At 61.7% G+C, this 17421-nt stretch carries 17 protein-coding genes; 10 read left to right on the forward strand and 7 right to left on the reverse strand.

What is annotated here, in order from left to right; all coding sequences use genetic code 11:
* Positions 1-13: 13 nt before the first annotated feature.
* The 4 genes from ACSQ17_RS05875 to mreB all read right to left on the reverse strand — a co-directional run bounded on the left by ACSQ17_RS05875 (position 14) and on the right by mreB (position 3228).
* Positions 14-613: a Maf family protein gene (locus ACSQ17_RS05875; RefSeq protein ID WP_436067972.1), complete on the reverse strand. Its 600-nt coding sequence runs from the start codon at positions 611-613 to the stop codon at positions 14-16.
* A 44-nt stretch (positions 614-657) separates the two neighbouring features.
* Positions 658-1143: a rod shape-determining protein MreD gene (gene mreD / locus ACSQ17_RS05880; RefSeq protein ID WP_436067973.1), complete on the reverse strand. Its 486-nt coding sequence runs from the start codon at positions 1141-1143 to the stop codon at positions 658-660.
* Complete coding sequence (gene mreC, locus ACSQ17_RS05885) at positions 1143-2054, reverse strand: rod shape-determining protein MreC (protein ID WP_436070434.1); 912 nt, start codon at positions 2052-2054, stop codon at positions 1143-1145. The genes mreD and mreC overlap by 1 nt, the downstream gene beginning before the upstream one ends.
* 136 nt (positions 2055-2190) lie before the next feature.
* Positions 2191-3228 carry a rod shape-determining protein MreB gene (mreB, locus tag ACSQ17_RS05890; RefSeq protein WP_090255536.1) on the reverse strand — a complete coding sequence of 346 codons (1038 nt, stop codon included), beginning with the start codon at positions 3226-3228 and terminating at the stop codon, positions 2191-2193.
* 239 nt (positions 3229-3467) lie between these two features.
* On the opposite strand from mreB, the gene gatC reads away from it, so the two are divergent.
* The 6 genes from gatC (at position 3468) to pcaC (ending at position 8722) form a co-directional block, all read left to right on the forward strand.
* Positions 3468-3755, forward strand: a complete 288-nt coding sequence (gene gatC, locus ACSQ17_RS05895) for an Asp-tRNA(Asn)/Glu-tRNA(Gln) amidotransferase subunit GatC (protein WP_436067974.1) — start codon at positions 3468-3470, stop codon at positions 3753-3755.
* Positions 3756-3771: 16 nt separating this feature from the next.
* A complete protein-coding gene (gene gatA / locus ACSQ17_RS05900) occupies positions 3772-5223 on the forward strand; it encodes an Asp-tRNA(Asn)/Glu-tRNA(Gln) amidotransferase subunit GatA (RefSeq protein WP_436067975.1) in 1452 nt (483 codons plus the stop codon).
* An 11-nt stretch (positions 5224-5234) separates the two neighbouring features.
* Complete coding sequence (gene gatB / locus ACSQ17_RS05905) at positions 5235-6683, forward strand: Asp-tRNA(Asn)/Glu-tRNA(Gln) amidotransferase subunit GatB (RefSeq protein WP_436067976.1); 1449 nt, start codon at positions 5235-5237, stop codon at positions 6681-6683.
* 73 nt (positions 6684-6756) lie between these two features.
* Complete coding sequence (locus ACSQ17_RS05910; RefSeq protein ID WP_436067977.1) at positions 6757-7131, forward strand: septal ring lytic transglycosylase RlpA family protein; 375 nt, start codon at positions 6757-6759, stop codon at positions 7129-7131.
* Positions 7132-7231: 100 nt separating this feature from the next.
* Positions 7232-8329 carry a calcium/sodium antiporter gene (locus tag ACSQ17_RS05915; protein WP_436067978.1) on the forward strand — a complete coding sequence of 366 codons (1098 nt, stop codon included), beginning with the start codon at positions 7232-7234 and terminating at the stop codon, positions 8327-8329.
* Positions 8330-8332: 3 nt separating this feature from the next.
* Positions 8333-8722, forward strand: coding sequence for a 4-carboxymuconolactone decarboxylase (pcaC, locus tag ACSQ17_RS05920; protein ID WP_436067979.1), 390 nt, complete (start codon positions 8333-8335; stop codon positions 8720-8722).
* Positions 8723-8840: 118 nt separating this feature from the next.
* On the opposite strand, the gene ACSQ17_RS05925 is transcribed toward pcaC, so the two are convergent.
* Positions 8841-9782, reverse strand: coding sequence for an AEC family transporter (locus ACSQ17_RS05925; protein ID WP_436067980.1), 942 nt, complete (start codon positions 9780-9782; stop codon positions 8841-8843).
* A 347-nt stretch (positions 9783-10129) separates the two neighbouring features.
* Here ACSQ17_RS05925 and ACSQ17_RS05930 point away from each other — a divergent pair, with 347 nt between their 5' ends.
* Positions 10130-11437, forward strand: coding sequence for a CitMHS family transporter (locus ACSQ17_RS05930; RefSeq protein ID WP_436067981.1), 1308 nt, complete (start codon positions 10130-10132; stop codon positions 11435-11437).
* A 65-nt stretch (positions 11438-11502) separates the two neighbouring features.
* Here the strand turns inward: ACSQ17_RS05930 and ACSQ17_RS05935 are convergent, their stop codons facing one another.
* Both ACSQ17_RS05935 and ACSQ17_RS05940 read right to left on the reverse strand, forming a co-directional pair.
* Entirely contained in the window at positions 11503-12063 is a 561-nt protein-coding gene (locus ACSQ17_RS05935) for a response regulator transcription factor (protein ID WP_436067982.1), read from the reverse strand.
* 13 nt (positions 12064-12076) lie between these two features.
* Positions 12077-13330 (reverse strand): ATP-binding protein, encoded by a 1254-nt coding sequence (locus ACSQ17_RS05940; RefSeq protein ID WP_436067983.1) that lies wholly within the window; start codon positions 13328-13330, stop codon positions 12077-12079.
* Between the two features lie 196 nt (positions 13331-13526).
* On the opposite strand from ACSQ17_RS05940, the gene ACSQ17_RS05945 reads away from it, so the two are divergent.
* The 3 genes from ACSQ17_RS05945 (at position 13527) to ACSQ17_RS05955 (ending at position 17336) form a co-directional block, all read left to right on the forward strand.
* The gene (locus ACSQ17_RS05945) at positions 13527-14231 is read left to right on the forward strand and encodes an SIMPL domain-containing protein (protein WP_436067984.1); all 705 of its coding nucleotides are present in this window, start codon (positions 13527-13529) and stop codon (positions 14229-14231) included.
* 232 nt (positions 14232-14463) lie between these two features.
* Positions 14464-16062 (forward strand): ABC transporter substrate-binding protein, encoded by a 1599-nt coding sequence (locus tag ACSQ17_RS05950; RefSeq protein ID WP_436067985.1) that lies wholly within the window; start codon positions 14464-14466, stop codon positions 16060-16062.
* A 263-nt stretch (positions 16063-16325) separates the two neighbouring features.
* Positions 16326-17336 carry an ABC transporter permease subunit gene (locus ACSQ17_RS05955; RefSeq protein WP_436067986.1) on the forward strand — a complete coding sequence of 337 codons (1011 nt, stop codon included), beginning with the start codon at positions 16326-16328 and terminating at the stop codon, positions 17334-17336.
* The last annotated feature ends 85 nt before the right edge of the window (positions 17337-17421 follow it).

Raw genomic sequence — 17421 nt, forward strand, 5'->3', positions numbered from 1 at the left:
AAGCGGTAGCCTCTTAACTGTTGACCGGCACTGTCTGCCAGCACGGAATAGCAAATTCTGCGAGTAACGCTGCGGTCTCACACAGGGGTAACCCTACCACTGCCGAGTAGCTGCCTTGCAGCTGACTGACAAACACCGCCGCCAGACCCTGGATTCCATAACTGCCGGCTTTGTCCTGCGGCTCGCCGCTGGCCCAGTAGGCCTCGATTTCCGCCTGAGTCAACGGGCGGAAGGTCACCTGGCTTGTGACCACCTGCGAGGCCTGCCGTTCGCGGCTGACCAAGGCCACCGCCGTGAGTACCTGGTGGCTGCGTCCGGACAGAGCCTGCAAGGTCGCCAGGGCGTCGGCACGGTCGCGTGGCTTGACGAGAATGCGTCCATCGAGCACCACCGCTGTATCGGCTCCCAGCACCACCGCACCGTCTGCATCGGCCAGTGCAGCCAGCCCGGCGTGCCCCTTGGCACGCGCCAGACGCTCTACATAGGCGAGTGGCGACTCGCCTGGCAATGCATTTTCATCAATCGGTGCGATTTGCGTGAGGAAGGGCACACCAATCTGCGTCAGCAACTCACGCCGACGCGGCGACCCGGAGGCAAGATAGAGGGTGGCCATGCAGACTTCTCCCTGTCAGATGGTGCAAGGCCGAGGCGACCTGCTCAGTTAACGCCGATGCGCTGATGCAGCCCACGCAAGATTGCGCAGACCCAGGGCCAGAGCAAGGCACTGACCAGCGCTGGCAGCACGAAGGCCAGGGTCGGCGGGCGGCTACCGGTCAGGGCGTTGAGCCACAGCTGCACCAGCTGAGCCAGGCCGAAAACCACCAGCAACACGGTGCTCTGCTGCCACATCGGGAACATGCGCAGACGCTGGTGCAGGGTCAGCACCAGGAAGGTGATCAGGGTCAGGATCAGGGCATTCTGCCCCAGCAGGGTGCCATTCAGCACATCCGCCAGCAGCCCCAGGGCCCAAGCAGTGGTCATGCCCACCCGGTGTGGCAGCGCCAACACCCAGTAGGTCAGAAACAGGGCCAGCCACAGCGGGCGACCCAGTTCCATAAACTTCGGCATGCTGGCCACGCTAAGCAACAGCGCCAGAGCCAGGGTCAGCCAGACAAACCAGGTATTGCTCGCACGTGCGGCCATTATTGCGCTGCCTCCGGCGGAGTGGCGGGGGTCGCAGGCGCTTCGGCAGCCTGAGTCGCGGGTTGTGCCTGCTGCAGAATTTCTCGGTCCAGGGCTTCCTGAGCCTGCGCCGACTCGGTGGCGCGCTGTTCCGGGGTGCGCGGATCAGTAAACACCAACAGCATGTAACGGCTGCGGTTGAGCATGGCGGTTGGCACCGCACGCACGATGGCAAAGGGTTGCCCCGAGTCGTGGATCACTTCACTGACCATGGCCACCGGATAACCGGCCGGGAAACGCTGACCAAGACCGGAGCTGACCAGCAGATCACCTTCTTTTATGTCAGCGGTGTCCGCCACATGGCGCAGCTCCAGCCGTTCCGGGTTACCGGTACCGCTGGCAATGGCACGCAGGCCATTGCGATTGACCTGCACCGGAATGCTGTGGGTAGTGTCCGTCAGCAGCAACACGCGCGAGGTATACGGCATGACCTCGACCACCTGCCCCATCAGGCCGCGCGCATCCAGCACCGGCTGGCCCATCACCACACCGTCCTTTTCGCCTTTGTCGATCAGAATGCGGTGAGTAAAGGGGTTGGGGTCAATGCCGATCAACTCGGTGGCCAGCACGTCGTCGTCGACCAGCGCAGCCGAGTTGAGCAGCTCACGCAGACGCACGTTCTGCTCGGTAAGGGCGGCAAGCTTTTGCAGGCGGCGCTGCATCATCAACTGTTCAGCTTTGAGCTTTTCGTTCTCGGCGGTCAGTTCGCTGCGGCTGCTCAATTCCTGCGTAGCGCTTTCCCACAGGCGTACCGGCAAGCGCCCAGCCCAGTAAACCGGCTCGACGATCAAGCCAAGCTGCGCGCGCAGCGGCTGCAACAGGGTGAAGCGCGCATCGACCACCATCAGCGCAGCCGACAGCACGGTGAACACCAACAGGCGCACACCCAGCGAAGGTCCTTTGGCAAATAGCGGTTTGATCAGCAGCTCCTCACGGCGTCAGGCAGCAAACAAAAAGCTGCAAGCGGGCAGAACCCGGTTGCAGCTTAGGACGTGGAACGGTGGTGCCTTACTCCGAGGACAGCAGGTCCATGGTGTGGCGATCCATCATTTCCAGTGCCTTGCCGCCACCGCGAGCCACGCAGGTCAGCGGGTCTTCGGCAACGATCACCGGCAGGCCGGTTTCCTGCGACAGCAGCTTATCCAGATCGCGCAGCAACGCGCCACCGCCGGTCAGCACCAGGCCGCGCTCGGCGATATCGGACGCCAGTTCTGGTGGCGATTGCTCCAGTGCGCTCTTCACCGCCTGGACGATGGTCGCCAGGGATTCCTGCAGCGCTTCGAGCACTTCATTGGAGTTCAGGGTAAAGCTGCGCGGTACGCCTTCAGCCAGGTTACGACCACGTACGTCGACTTCACGCAGTTCGCCACCGGCGTAGGCGGTGCCGATTTCCTGCTTGATCCGCTCAGCGGTGGATTCACCGATCAGCGAACCGTAATTGCGGCGCACGTAAGTGATGATCGCTTCGTCGAAGCGGTCGCCGCCAACACGTACGGATTCGGCGTAGACCACGCCGTTCAGCGAGATCAGGGCGATTTCAGTGGTACCACCACCGATATCGACGACCATCGAACCGCGAGCTTCTTCAACCGGCAGGCCGGCACCGATGGCAGCAGCCATTGGCTCTTCGATCAGGAACACTTCACGGGCACCGGCACCGAGGGCCGATTCACGGATGGCGCGACGCTCGACCTGGGTCGACTTGCACGGTACGCAGATCAGCACGCGCGGCGACGGCTGCAGGAAGCTGTTTTCGTGAACTTTGTTGATGAAGTACTGCAGCATCTTTTCGCACACGCTGAAGTCGGCGATCACGCCGTCTTTCATTGGGCGGATAGCGGCAATATTGCCGGGGGTACGGCCGAGCATGCGTTTGGCTTCGGTACCGACCGCCACCACGCTTTTCTGGTTACCGTGGGTGCGGATAGCCACGACCGACGGCTCGTTCAGGACGATGCCGCGCTCGCGGACGTAAATCAGGGTATTGGCAGTGCCCAGGTCAATCGACAGATCGCTGGAAAACATGCCACGCAGTTTTTTGAACATGGGATAGGGACCCTAGGCAACGCGTGGGTAAAAAAGTGCGGCAAACTCTAACAACGGCAGGGATTTTGAGCAAGGCACCAATATGTTAGATTGCCGGTTTTTCCGGGCTTTACGGCCCATCATCGCGGCCTTTGACCGCCACCTGTCACGGTCTGTTCCCTGCATTTACATGCATGACGACCCGTTCACATTTCTAAAAGCAGCCCGCAACGGCGCTGCTTTATATAGGGAGAAACTTGATGGCGCTTGACCGCTCCGACGTGGAGAAAATCGCTCATCTGGCTCGACTGGGCCTGAATGAAGCCGATATTCCGGGGACCACTGCGACCCTCAATAATATTCTCGGCCTGATTGATCAGATGCAGGCCGTCAACACCGACGGCATCGAGCCGCTGGCTCACCCACTGGAAGCCACTCAGCGCCTGCGCGCCGACCAGGTCACCGAACGCAACCAGCGCGAGGCCTACCAGGCCATCGCCCCGGCCGTGGAAAACGGCCTGTACCTGGTTCCGAAAGTCATCGAGTAAGGGAAAAAGCCTAGCCATGCATCAATTTACCCTGGCCGAGATCGCCCGCGGACTCGCCGACAAGCAGTTTTCCGCTGAAGAACTGACCCGCAGCCTATTGGCGCGCATCACTCAGCTCGACCCGCAGCTCAACAGTTTCATCAGCGTCACCGAAGACCTGGCCCTGAGTCAGGCCAAAGCCGCCGACGCCCGCCGCGCCGCTGGCGAAAACGGCGCCCTGCTTGGCGCACCAATCGGCCACAAGGACCTGTTCTGTACCGAAAACGTACTGACCAGCTGCGGCTCGAAAATCCTCAACGGCTTCAAGGCCCCGTATAACGCCACGGTGGTCGAGAAGCTCGCCAGCGCCGGCGCGGTGACCCTGGGCAAGCTGAACATGGACGAGTTCGCCATGGGTTCGGCCAACGAATCCAGCCACTACGGCGCGGTGAAAAATCCCTGGGACCTGACTCGCGTGCCCGGCGGCTCTTCCGGTGGTTCGGCGGCCGCTGTGGCTGCACGTCTGCTGCCGGCCGCCACTGGCACCGATACCGGCGGCTCGATTCGCCAACCTGCCGCGCTGACCAACCTCACCGGGATCAAGCCGACCTACGGCCGCGTCTCGCGCTGGGGCATGATCGCCTACGCCTCCAGCCTCGATCAGGGCGGCCCATTGGCCCGCACAGCAGAAGACTGCGCACTGATGCTGCAAGCCATGGCCGGTTTCGATACCAAGGACTCCACCAGCGTCGATCAACCGGTTGACGACTACCTCGCCGCCCTGAGCCAGCCGTTGAGCGGTCTGCGTATCGGCCTGCCGAAGGAATACTTCGGCGCCGGCCTCGACGCGCGTATCGGTGAGAAAGTGATGGCTGTAGTGGAAGCGCTGAAAAAGCTCGGCGCGACCGTCAAGGACATCAGCCTGCCGAATATGCAGCACGCGATTCCCGCCTACTACGTGATCGCCCCCGCCGAAGCCAGCAGCAACCTGTCGCGCTTTGACGGCGTGCGCTTCGGCTACCGCTGCGAGAACCCGAAAGACCTGCAGGACCTGTACAAGCGCTCACGCGGCGAAGGCTTTGGTGCAGAAGTGAAGCGTCGCATCATGGTTGGCACCTACGCACTGTCCGCCGGTTACTACGATGCCTATTACCTGAAGGCGCAGAAAATTCGTCGTTTGATCAAGAACGACTTCGTCGCCGCCTTTAATGACGTCGACGTGATCATCGGCCCAACCACGCCGAACCTGGCCTGGAAGCTGGGCGAGAAGAACAGCGATCCGGTCGCTGCCTATCTGGAAGACATCTACACCATCACCGCCAACCTGGCCGGCATCCCCGGCCTGTCGATGCCTGCTGGCTTTGTCGATGGCCTGCCGGTCGGTGTGCAACTGCTCGCCCCTTACTTCCAGGAAGGCCGCTTGCTCAACGTCGCCCACCAGTACCAACAGGTTACTGACTGGCACACACAAGCCCCGGCTGGATTCTGAGGACGACTGACATGCAATGGGAAACCGTAATCGGGCTGGAAATTCACGCCCAGCTCAGCACCCAATCGAAGATTTTTTCCGCCAGCGCCATCGCCTTCGGCGCCGAGCCCAACACCCAGGCCAGCCTGGTTGACCTCGGCATGCCCGGCACCCTGCCGGTGCTCAACGCTGAAGCGGTGCGCATGGCCTGCAAGTTCGGCCTGGCGATTGATGCCGAGATCGCGGCGCAGAACGTCTTCGCGCGCAAGAACTACTTCTACCCCGACCTGCCCAAGGGCTACCAGACCAGCCAGATGGATCACCCCATCGTCGGCAAGGGCTTCCTCGACATCACCCTGGAAGACGGTACGCAGAAACGCATCGGCATCACCCGCGCGCACCTGGAAGAAGACGCCGGCAAGAGCCTGCACGAAGACTTCCACGGCATGAGCGGCATCGACCTCAACCGCGCAGGCACGCCGCTGCTGGAAATCGTTTCCGAGCCGGATATCCGTTCGGCCAAGGAAGCGGTGGCCTACGTTAAGGCGATCCACGCGCTGGTACGTTACCTGGGGATTTGTGACGGCAATATGGCCGAAGGCTCGCTGCGCTGCGACTGCAACGTCTCGGTCCGCCCGAAAGGCCAGGCCGAGTTCGGCACGCGCGCCGAGATCAAGAACGTCAACTCGTTCCGCTTTATCGAAAAAGCCATCAACCACGAAGTGCAACGGCAGATCGAGCTGATCGAAGATGGCGGCAAGGTGGTGCAGGAAACCCGCCTGTACGATCCGAACAAGGATCAGACCCGCTCCATGCGCAGCAAGGAAGAAGCCAACGACTACCGTTACTTCCCCTGCCCCGACCTGCTACCGGTGGTGATCGAGCAGAGCTTCCTCGACGACGTGCGCGCCAGCCTGCCGGAACTGCCGGTGCAGAAGCGCGAGCGCTTCGAGGCGCAGTTCGGCCTGTCCGCCTACGACGCCACCGTGCTGGCCGCCAGCCGCGAACTGGCCGATTACTTCGAGGCGGTCAACAGCGTGTGTGGCGATGCCAAGCTGGCCGCCAACTGGGTGATGGGCGAGCTGTCCAGCCTGCTCAACAAGGACAACCTGGACATCGACCAGTCGCCGGTATCCGCCGAACAACTGGGCGGCATGATCCTGCGCATCAAGGACAACACCATCAGCGGCAAGATCGCCAAGATGGTCTTCGAGGCCCTGGCCGCCGGTGAAGGTGAGTCCGCTGATGCCATCATCGAAGCCAAAGGCCTTAAGCAGGTCACCGACTCCGGCGCCATCGAAGCGATGCTGGATGAAGTGCTGGCCGCCAACGCGGAACAGGTCGAACAGTACCGAGCCAGCGACGAAGCCAAACGCGGCAAGATGTTTGGTTTCTTCGTCGGTCAGGCGATGAAGGCCTCCAAGGGTAAGGCCAACCCCGGCCAGGTGAACGAACTGCTGAAGAAAAAGCTCGAAGGCTGAGCTTTTCCGTAACACACAACGCCGGGTCAGCCCGGCGTTGTTTTGTCCGCCGTCAAACTGCCTGGGAGCCACCATGCGCCTGTTACTGATCGCCATCACCAGCTTGCTGCTCAGCGCCTGCGCCAGCCATCAAGGCCAGGTTGACCCACAGGGTTACCGCGCCGAAGGCCAGGCCTCCTATTACGGTGCGCGCCACCATGGCAATAAAACCGCCAGCGGCGAGCGCTTCGACCAGAATGCGCTGACCGCCGCGCACCGCAGCCTGCCCTTCGGCAGCCGGGTACAGGTGACTAACCTACGCAACGACAAGCGCGTGGTGGTGCGTATCAATGATCGCGGCCCCTTCACCAAGAAACGCATCATCGACCTATCGCAGAAAGCCGCTGAACAGCTGGACATGCTGCGCGACGGCGTCGTGCCCGTGCGGGTAGAGCAACTGGCCGACTGAACACAGCTGTTTACAAAGAACCGCGCCAGTGCCTGCACCTGCCTCTGGCGGCCCGCATACCGATGACTAAACTAGCGCCACTTTTCTGGAGCTTCCCGCAATGACCCTGATGACCTTTGTTTATCTGATCGCAGGCCTGGTGCTGCTGGTTGCCGGTGCCGAGGTACTGGTACGCGGCGCGGCCAAGCTGGCGGCACAATTCGGCATTCCTCCGCTGATCATCGGCCTGACCGTGGTGGCCTTCGGCACCAGCGCGCCGGAAACCGCCGTCAGCGTACAAGCCGCACTGGATGGCAGTGGTGATCTGGCGATTGGCAACGTGGTCGGCAGCAATATCGCCAACGTGTTGTTTATCCTCGGCCTGACCGCACTGATCGCCCCACTGATCGTATCGCGCCAGCTGATCCGCCTGGATGTGCCGATCATGATCGGCGCCAGCCTGGTGGTTTACGCCCTAGCCTGGGACGGCAGTCTCAGCCGCCTCGATGGCGCCCTGCTGTTTGCCGGCATCCTCGCCTACACCGCTTTCCTGATTATCAGCTCGCGCCGCGACAAGAGCGCCAATGAGGATGACGAGTTTGCCAAGGAGTTCGGCCTCAATGAGCCGACCAAACCCTACGCCTGGGCGATCAACCTAGGTCTGATCATTGCCGGCCTGGTGCTGCTGGTCAGTGGCTCCAACTTCCTGGTTGAGAGCGCTGTCACCATGGCCCGTGCGCTGGGCATCTCCGAGCTGGTGATCGGCCTGACCGTGGTCGCTGTCGGCACTTCATTGCCGGAGCTGGCCACCTCGGTGCTGGCTGCCATCAAGGGCGAGCGCGATATCGCCGTGGGCAATATCGTTGGCAGCAACATCTTCAACCTGCTCTGCGTGCTGGGCCTGGCTTCACTGGTGTCGCCGCAGGCCATCAGCGTCGCCGCCAACGCACTAGCCTTCGACTTCCCGGTGATGATTGCAGTAGCCGTGGCCTGTTTGCCGATCTTCTTCGCCGGCTATCGTGTCAACCGCTGGGAAGGTCTGCTGTTCCTGGCTTATTACGTGGCCTACACGGTCTATCTGGTGCTGTCGTCGACGGGCAAGCCGTTCGCTGAAGTCTTCGGTGACGCCATGCTCGGCTACGCCCTGCCACTGACCGCCGTGACCCTGGTGATCATTGCCGGCCGCGCCTGGCACAAACAGCGTGGTCAGGAGATTTAACCGATGAGCGACACACATGACCAAGGTTTGAAAGTGCGCCGCGAGGTGATGGGCGACGCCTTCGTCGACCGCGCCCTGGGCAACGCCACCGACTTTACCCAGCCATTGCAGGATTTCGTCAATGAACACGCCTGGGGCGGCGTATGGACCCGCGACGGCCTTGATCGCAAGACCCGTAGCCTGATCACCCTCTCGGCGCTGACCGCGCTGAAATGCCCGCAAGAGCTGAAAGGCCATGTGCGCGGTGCGCTGAACAACGGCTGCACGGTCGAAGAAATCCGCGAAACCCTGTTGCACTGTGCGGTGTATGCCGGCGTGCCGGCCGCTATCGACGCCTTTCGCGCCGCGCAGGAAGTGATCGACGATTACCAAAACCCAGCACCGGGCAATTAAAGCGATAGAGGGGGTGTAGGGTGCGCCGTGCACACCTAGCGATATTTACACCCGCCTCGCGGTGCGCACAGCGCACCCTACCGAAGCATGCATGGCGTTTTTCTTAACGGATCAGCATCTAGATCCAGCCGCCCCATTGCAGCACGAACAGGCCAATATTGGTGGTAATCGCCGCCGCCAGGGTGGTGATAACAATGATCGCCGCCGCCAACTGATGGTTACCGCCCGCTGCCTTGGCCATGACGAAGCTGGCCGCTGCGGTCGGGCTGGCAAAGAACAGGAACAGAATGCCCAGTTCGGCCTGGCGGAAACCGCAGAAAAATGCGCCAAGGGTGCCCAGCAGTGGCAGCCAGACCATCTTCATCAGGCTGGCACCCAAGGCCAGCTTGCCGCTTTCACGCAGTGCCGCCAGCGACAGCGTGGCGCCAATGCAGATCAGCGCCAGCGGCAGGGTCAGTTGCGCCAGGTATTCACCCGAGGTGGTCAGCCAGACCGGCAGACGCACCTGCCAGTAAGCGAACGGGATTGCCGTCAGCACCCCGAGAATCAGCGGATTACGCAGAATGCTCTTGCTGATGCTCCACACGCTGGCCTTGGCATTCGGGCTGTAGATCGCCAGAACAATCGCCGACAGGCTGTTGTAACTGAGGATCACCACGCCACCGAGTATGCCGCCGAGCGACAGGCCGTAATCGCCGTACAGGCTGGTGGCCAGCGCCAGGCCGATAATCCCGTTATTGCCGCGAAACGCCCCCTGCACATACACGCCACGGTCTACCCGCGGCACCCGCCACAGCGCCCAACCCCACACCAGTAAAAAGCCCAGCACGGTCGCCAACACAAAATAGCCGAGCAGCGCCGGCTGCAAGGCCGTACTCAGGTCAGCATGCAAGATGGCGAGAAACAGCATGGCCGGCATACTGACGTTGAACACCAGGGCAGTAGCAGTGCTGACAAAAGCAGCGTCGATCTGCCCCAGGCGCTTGAGCAGCATGCCAAGAAACAGCATGGCGAACACCGGCGCCGTAATGCCGAGAATTTGCGAAAAGATTGCCAACATGCCAGAGCGCCGCACAACGGAAGGCTGCGAATCATAACAGGCCAGACTTTCAGCCCGCTTTCAGGCGGATACGTTCAATCGGCAAAAGCCGACCGGTAGCAGGCCCGCGAAAGCTGGCTGAAAGCTTGCGTTCATAGAATCGCCCCACGGCTGACTTGACTCGGCCACCCCGGCTGCCAGCACGCCTGCGCACCTGACAAAAACAACAACGGTGATTGCCATGTTTACTTTGCCGCTCTGCACGCGCACCAGCGCGTACCCGCCCCGTCTCCGCCCGACTCGATTGCAACTGCTGCCTCGTTAAGGCCGCGTCCTGCTTTCAGCACCCACTCACCCGGAGACTCGTCATGCTGACTTTCCTTGGCTTTGCCATGGTCATCACCTTTATGTACCTGATCATGAGCAAGCGCCTGTCCGCGCTGATCGCGCTGATCATCATCCCCATCGCCTTCGCCCTGATCGGCGGCTTTGCCACTGACATCGGCCCGATGATGCTCGAAGGCATCAGCAAGCTCGCGCCGACCGGGGTGATGCTGATGTTCGCCATCCTCTATTTCGCCATCATGATCGACTCGGGGCTGTTCGACCCGCCAGTACGCCTGATCCTCAAGCTGGTCAAGGGCGACCCGCTGAAAGTGGCTGTCGGCACCGTGGCCCTGGCGCTGATCGTCTCACTCGACGGCGACGGCTCGACCACCTACATGATCTGCGTCGGTGCCATGCTGCCGCTGTACAGCCGCCTGAAGATGAGCCCGACCATCATGGCCGGTCTGATCATCATGGCCGGCGGCATCATGAACATGACGCCCTGGGGCGGGCCGACCGCGCGCGCCGCCAGCGCCCTGCATGTCGACCCCTCAGATGTGTTTGTGCCGATGATTCCGACCATGGTACTCGGGGCCATCGTGCTGTTTGCCGTCGCCTATTTCTATGGCCTGCGTGAGCGCAAGCGCCTGGGCATTCTGCAACTGCCGGACGCTCAGGCCGGCCAGGAGCAGATCAGCGTTTCGCAGTACCCCGAAGCTCGCCGCCCCAAGCTGACCCTGATCAACGCCGCCCTCACCGTGGTACTGATGACCACGCTGATCGCCGGACTGTTGCCGATGCCGGTGCTGTTTATGATCGCCTTCAGCATCGCCATGATCATCAACTACCCCTGTCTGCAGCAGCAGAAAGAGCGCATCGCCACCCACGCTGGCAACGTGCTGGCAGTGGTCGGACTGATTTTCGCAGCGGGAATTTTCACCGGCATTCTGTCCGGCACAGGCATGGTCGACGCCATGTCCAAGAGCCTGCTGGCGGTCATCCCGGATGCCCTCGGCCCGCATCTGGCGGTGATCACCGCGCTGGTGAGCATGCCGTTCACCTTCTTTATGTCCAACGATGCGTTCTACTACGGCATCCTGCCGGTACTCAACGAAGCCGCCGCCAACTACGGCATCAGTCCGGTGGAAATGGCTCGCGCCTCAATTGTCGGCCAGCCGGTGCACCTGCTCAGCCCGCTGGTGCCTTCCACCTATTTGCTGATCGGCCTGGCCAAGATCGAATTCGGCGACCTGCAGCGCTTCACCCTGAAATGGGCCGTGCTTATCTGCCTGGCAATCATGCTGGCAGCATTGCTGTTGGGCGTTTTCCCGCTCTTCGCCAGCCTCTAACGGCTGAGAGAGGGGAGAAAAGAAGGCCGCGGCAGCACTGCGAACAGTGCTGCCGCATCAACGGTTCAACGACGTACCGGGCGCTTCTGCAACTTGCGCTGCAAGGTGCGCCGGTGCATACCCAGGGCGCGGGCAGTGGCGGAGATATTGCCTTCATGCTCGCTGAGCACGCGCTGGATGTGCTCCCACTGCAAGCGGTCCACCGACATCGGGTTATCCGGCACCAGGGTTTCCAGGTCGGCATGCTGGGTTAGCAACGCGGCCAATACATCATCGGCGTCGGCGGGTTTGCACAGGTAGTTACAGGCACCGCGCTTGATCGCCTCCACTGCGGTGGCGATGCTCGAATAGCCGGTAAGGATCACCACGCGCATTTCGGCGTCCAACTCCAGCAGCTTGGGCAGCAGTACCAGGCCGGAGTCGCCTTCCATCTTCAGGTCAACCACGGCGTAGTCCGGCAGATCCTGCTCGGCCAGAACTAGTCCCTCCTCGGCGGAACCCGCGGTCGACACGCGCAAGCCGCGACGGCTCATGGCCCGCGCCATGACGCGGGTGAAGGTTGGGTCATCGTCGACCAGCAACAGGTGCGGTTGTTCTTCACCTTCGAACAGAACTTCGTCGCTCATACTCAATGCTTCCTTAGGCTCGGCCATAGGCGCGCGGCAGTTTCAGCTCGGTGAGCGTGCCGCCTTCTTCATGGTTATACAGTTTAACCGTACCGCCGGCACGGGTAACGCTGGCCTGACTGAGAAACAAACCCAAGCCAAAACCTTTGCCTTTGGTGGTGAAAAATGGCCGCCCCAACTGCTCGGCAATCGCCAACGGCACGCCAGCACCGAAATCGCGAATGCTCAGGCGCAGCCACTGGTGATCCCAGTCCAGGCGAATATCCAGGTTGTCCGGGCAGGCGTCGGCGGCGTTGTTCAGCAGATTGAGCAGCGCCTGGGTCAGGTCGGCCGGCGGCATCATCCGCGGCGGCGCGCCACGCCCCAGACACTGGTAGCGATAGCTGGCCTCGGGGCGCATCAGGTGCCAGCGATTGAGCGCCGCTTCCAGCCATTCCCCGGCCGACAGTTCGATCACCGCCTGGCGCCGATCCGCCTCGGCGGCGCGCACCAGGTGCTGCAGGGTTTCCTTGCACAGCTTGACCTGCTCCTGCAGCACCGCCAGATCCTCTTGCAGGGTCGGTTCCTGATGCTCGCGGCGCAGCTCCTTGATCAGCACGCTCATGGTCGCCAGCGGCGTGCCCAACTCGTGAGCCGCGCCGGCGGCCTGGGTCGCCACGGCGAGCAACTGCTGGTCGCGCAAGCCTTCCTCGCGACGCTCGGCGCGTAGCTCTTCCTGATGGCGCAGCTCTTCGGCCATCTTCGCCACGAAGAAGGTGATCAGTCCGGCGGCCAGGGCGAAGCTCAGCCACATGCCGTAGATCAACAGGCTTTCGCGCGGTGCGGCGGGTAAATCCAGCGGGTGTGACCACACCAGCAGAAAGGTGTAACCGCCCAGCGCCAAACCAGACAGGGTGATGGTGTAGAGCCAGGGCAGGGTCGCCGCCGCAATCGTCAGCGGCACCAGGTAATAGGAGACGAAGGGGTTGGTCGAGCCGCCTGAGTAATAGAGCAACAGGCTGTGAATAATCAGGTCGCAGGCCAGTTGCACCGCGTACTCCTGCTCGGTCACCGGCCAGGGGCCGCGCAGGCGCAGCGCGGTCAGCAGGCACAGCACCAGCGAGATGCCGAGAGTGACGCTCAACTCCAGCCAGGGCAGCGGCAGCGCGCCAGACTTGTAGGCCAGGCCCACCGAGCCGGCCTGCGCGGCCAGCACTAGGATGCGGATCAGAGTCAGGCGCCAGAGGTTTTGCCGGCTCGCCGACAGTAGCTGCACAGGTGCGAGCATAAAATCTCCAAGTTGCTCATTCAGCGAGCCGCAGGAGTATAACCAAGCGTCTGTGCGCCCAACTGCGGCAACACGCCGCAGCGGCAAGCGCCACAATAAAAAGTGGAACCCGGTTTAACCCGTTTAGTCAGATAGCTACGTCTACCCTCTGGAAAGCCGCGCATAGCCCATGCGCCCATCACATAAAGGAATCGTCATGCTGCCATTGTCCCGCCTCGCCACCGCCCTGCTACTCAGCAGCACCCTGCTTAGCACCACGGCCATGGCCGATGAAGCGCGTTACAACCAGGTCGCGCTGCGTGCCGAGGTCAATCAAGAAATCGCCCACGACCTGATGCACGTCACCCTCTACAGCGAAGCCCAGGACAGCGACCCGGCGGCCCTCGCCGCGCAGATCAGCAAGACCCTCAACGCCAGCATTGCCCAGGCGCGCAAGGTCAAAGGCATCAGCGTTACCTCCGGCAGCCGCAACAGCTACCCGGTTTATGATGAAAAAGGCCAGCAGATTACCGCCTGGCGCGAGCGCGCCGAACTGCGCCTGGAAAGCGCCGACTTCAGCGCCCTGTCCAAGCTCACTGGGGACATGCTGCACACCCTGAAAATGGGTGGAATGAACTTCAGCATCGCTTCAGACACCCGCAAGACCCACGAAGACGCCCTGCTCAAGGATGCCGTCGCCGCCTTCAAGGCCCGCGCGCAACTGGCCACCGAGGCCCTCGGTGGCAGCGGTTACAAGCTGGTCAGCCTCAACCTCAACAGCGGTGGCTTCCAGCCGCCCATGCTGCGCATGGAAGCGATGAAGGGCGCGGCAATGATGGATGCCGCCGCACCGGAAATTGAAGCCGGCAGCAGCCAGGTCAGCATCAATGCCGATGGGGTGATCGAAGTGCAAATGCCCTGAAAACTGCTACATCTTGCTACACAGAGAAGCAGCGCCGTTATCCGACGATAGCGGCGTTTTGCCATGTTTTTCTCGTCCTTTTATAGAAATGCGACACCACGTACAGCTGCATCGTCATTCCTGTTCTCTCTGCGACATGCCACTTGCCTACGGCATACGCCCTGCATAGCTTCACTCAAGGTCTCCACAAGAGCCCCCTCAGGATCACAACCACAATAACCATGAGGTCACTATGCGTAAGAACGCCGTCATTCAGGCTCTACTCGCCGCTGGGCTGATCGCCAGCACCCCGCTTGCCAGCGCCGCCGGCAACCTGGTGTTCTGCTCTGAAGGCAGCCCGGCAGGTTTCGACCCTGGCCTGTACACCACCGGTACCGACTTCGACGCGGCAGCGGAAACCGTGTTCAACCGCCTGAGCCAGTTCGAGCGTGGCGGCACCGCCGTGATCCCCGGCCTGGCCGAGAAGTGGGACATTAGTGACGACGGCCTGAGCTACACCTTTCACCTGCGCCCCAAAGTGAAATTCCACACCACTGAATACTTCACGCCGAGCCGCGACTTCAACGCCGATGATGTGTTGTTCACCTTCCAGCGCATGCTCGACAAGGATCACCCGTTCCGCAAAGCCTACCCGTCGGAATTCCCCTATTTCACCGACATGGGCATGGACGCGAACATCGCCAAGATCGAAAAACTCGACGACATGACCGTCAAGTTCACCCTCAACGAAGTCGACGCCGCCTTTATCCAGAACCTGGCGATGAGCTTTGCCTCGATCCAGTCCGCCGAATACGCTGATAACCTGCTCAAGGCCGGCAAGGCCGCCGATATCAACCAGAAGCCCATCGGTACCGGCCCCTTCGTGTTCAACCGCTACCAGAAGGATGCGGTGATTCGCTTCAAGGGCAACAAGGAGTACTGGCAGCCCGATGAGGTGAAGATCGACAACCTGATCTTCGCCATCAATACCGACGCCTCGGTACGCATGCAGAAGCTCAAGGCCGGCGAGTGCCAGGTCACCCTGTTCCCGCGTCCGGCGGATCTCGACGCACTGAAGAAAGACCCGAACCTGGACATGCCCGAACAGGCCGGATTCAACGTCGGCTATATCGCCTACAACGTCACCCACCCGCCGTTCGACAAACTCGAAGTGCGCCAGGCGCTGGACATGGCGGTGAACAAGCAGGGCATCATCGACGCGGTGTACCAGAGCGCCGGCCAGTTGGCTGTCAACGGCATGCCGCCGACCCAGTGGTCGTATGACACCAGCATCAAGGACCCCGCCTACGACCCGGAAAAAGCCAAGGCCCTGCTCAAGGCCGCAGGCGTCAAGGAAGGCACCGAGATCACCCTGTGGGCCATGCCGGTGCAGCGCCCGTACAACCCCAACGCCAAGCTGATGGCCGAAATGCTGCAAAGTGATTGGGCCAAGGTCGGCATCAAGGCCAAGATCGTCAGCTACGAATGGGGCGAGTACCTCAAGCGCGCCAAGGCCGGCGAGCACGACGCCATGCTGATCGGCTGGAGCGGCGACAACGGTGACCCGGATAACTGGCTCGGCACCCTGTATGGCTGCGACGCCGTGGACGGCAACAACTTCTCCAAGTGGTGCGATGCCGATTACGACAAGCTGGTAAAAGCCGCCAAGCGCGTGACCGATACCGCAGAACGCACCGAGCTGTATAAGCAGGCCCAGGTGATCCTCAAACGTGAAGTGCCGATCACTCCGATCGCCCACTCCACGGTCTATCAGCCGATGAGCAAGAAGGTCGTGGACTTCAAGATCAGCCCGTTCGCGCTGAACTCGTTCTACGGCGTCGGCGTCAAGTAAGCATATGCTGCACTCCGCTTGGCGGGCCGTTTATCGGCCTGCCAAGCGGAGCCTATCCGTCTACACCGCATAACAGCGCCCGGCCCTTGCAGTTAGCAGTCCGTAGAAAAACGTAGGCGAGGCAGGCAAGACAAGGCAAAAACAGGCGAGGAAGCGGAGTTTACTGCTGTAAATGAGCATTCCGAGCCTGTTTTTAACGCAGTATTGCCAACGCAGGTAGTTTTTCAACGGCCTGCCGGGCGCACACGGGAGCACCCATTTATATGCTGTCCTTTATTGCCCGCCGCTTGGGGCTGCTGATCCCCACCTTTTTCGGCGTCACCCTGCTGACCTTCGCCCTGATCCGCATGATCCCCGGCGACCCGGTGGAAGTGATGATGGGCGAGCGCCGCGTCGACCCGGTAATGCACGCCGAGGCCATGGAGCGCCTGGGCCTGAACAAGCCGCTGTACGCCCAGTATTTCGACTATATCGGCCAGTTGGCCCAGGGCGACCTGGGTGAGTCACTGCGCACCCGCGAAAGCGTCTGGAGCGAATTCACCACATTGTTTCCCGCCACCCTGGAACTGTCCCTGGCCGCCCTGCTGTTTGCCGGCAGTCTGGGGCTGATCGCCGGAGTAATCGCCGCCCTCAAGCGCGGTTCACTGTTCGACCATGGCGTGATGGGCATCTCGCTGGCTGGTTATTCCATGCCGATTTTCTGGTGGGGCCTGCTGCTGATCATGTTCTTCTCGGTGTGGCTAGGCTGGACCCCGGTATCCGGGCGCATCGACCTGCTCTACGACATACCACCGGTTACCGGTTTTATGTTGATCGACACCCTGCTTTCCGGTGAAGAAGGTGCCTTTGTCGATGCCCTGCGCCACCTGATCCTGCCGGCCATCGTGCTCGGCACCATCCCGCTGGCGGTAATCGCGCGGATGACCCGCTCGGCGATGCTTGAAGTGCTGCGCGAGGACTATGTGCGCACCGCCCGCGCCAAGGGCCTGTCGCCGGCCCGCGTGGTGTTTGTGCACGGCCTGCGCAATGCGCTGATCCCGGTGCTTACGGTGTTCGGCCTGCAAGTCGGCACGCTGCTGGCCGGCGCGGTGCTGACCGAAACCATCTTCTCCTGGCCGGGCATCGGCAAATGGCTGATCGAGTCAATCAGCGCGCGTGACTACCCGGTGGTGCAAAACGGCATTTTGCTGATCGCCTGCCTGGTGATCCTGGTCAACTTCGTGGTGGACATCCTCTATGGCCTGGCCAATCCACGCATTCGCCATCAGCGCTAAGGAGAGCGACATGAAACGACCTGTAGGGTGCGCTGCGCGCACCACCATTGGCGACGAACGATCGGTGCGCACGGCGCACCCTACC

The sequence above is a fragment of the Pseudomonas sp. LjRoot71 genome (genome assembly GCF_964253255.1).
Taxonomy (GTDB): domain Bacteria; phylum Pseudomonadota; class Gammaproteobacteria; order Pseudomonadales; family Pseudomonadaceae; genus Aquipseudomonas.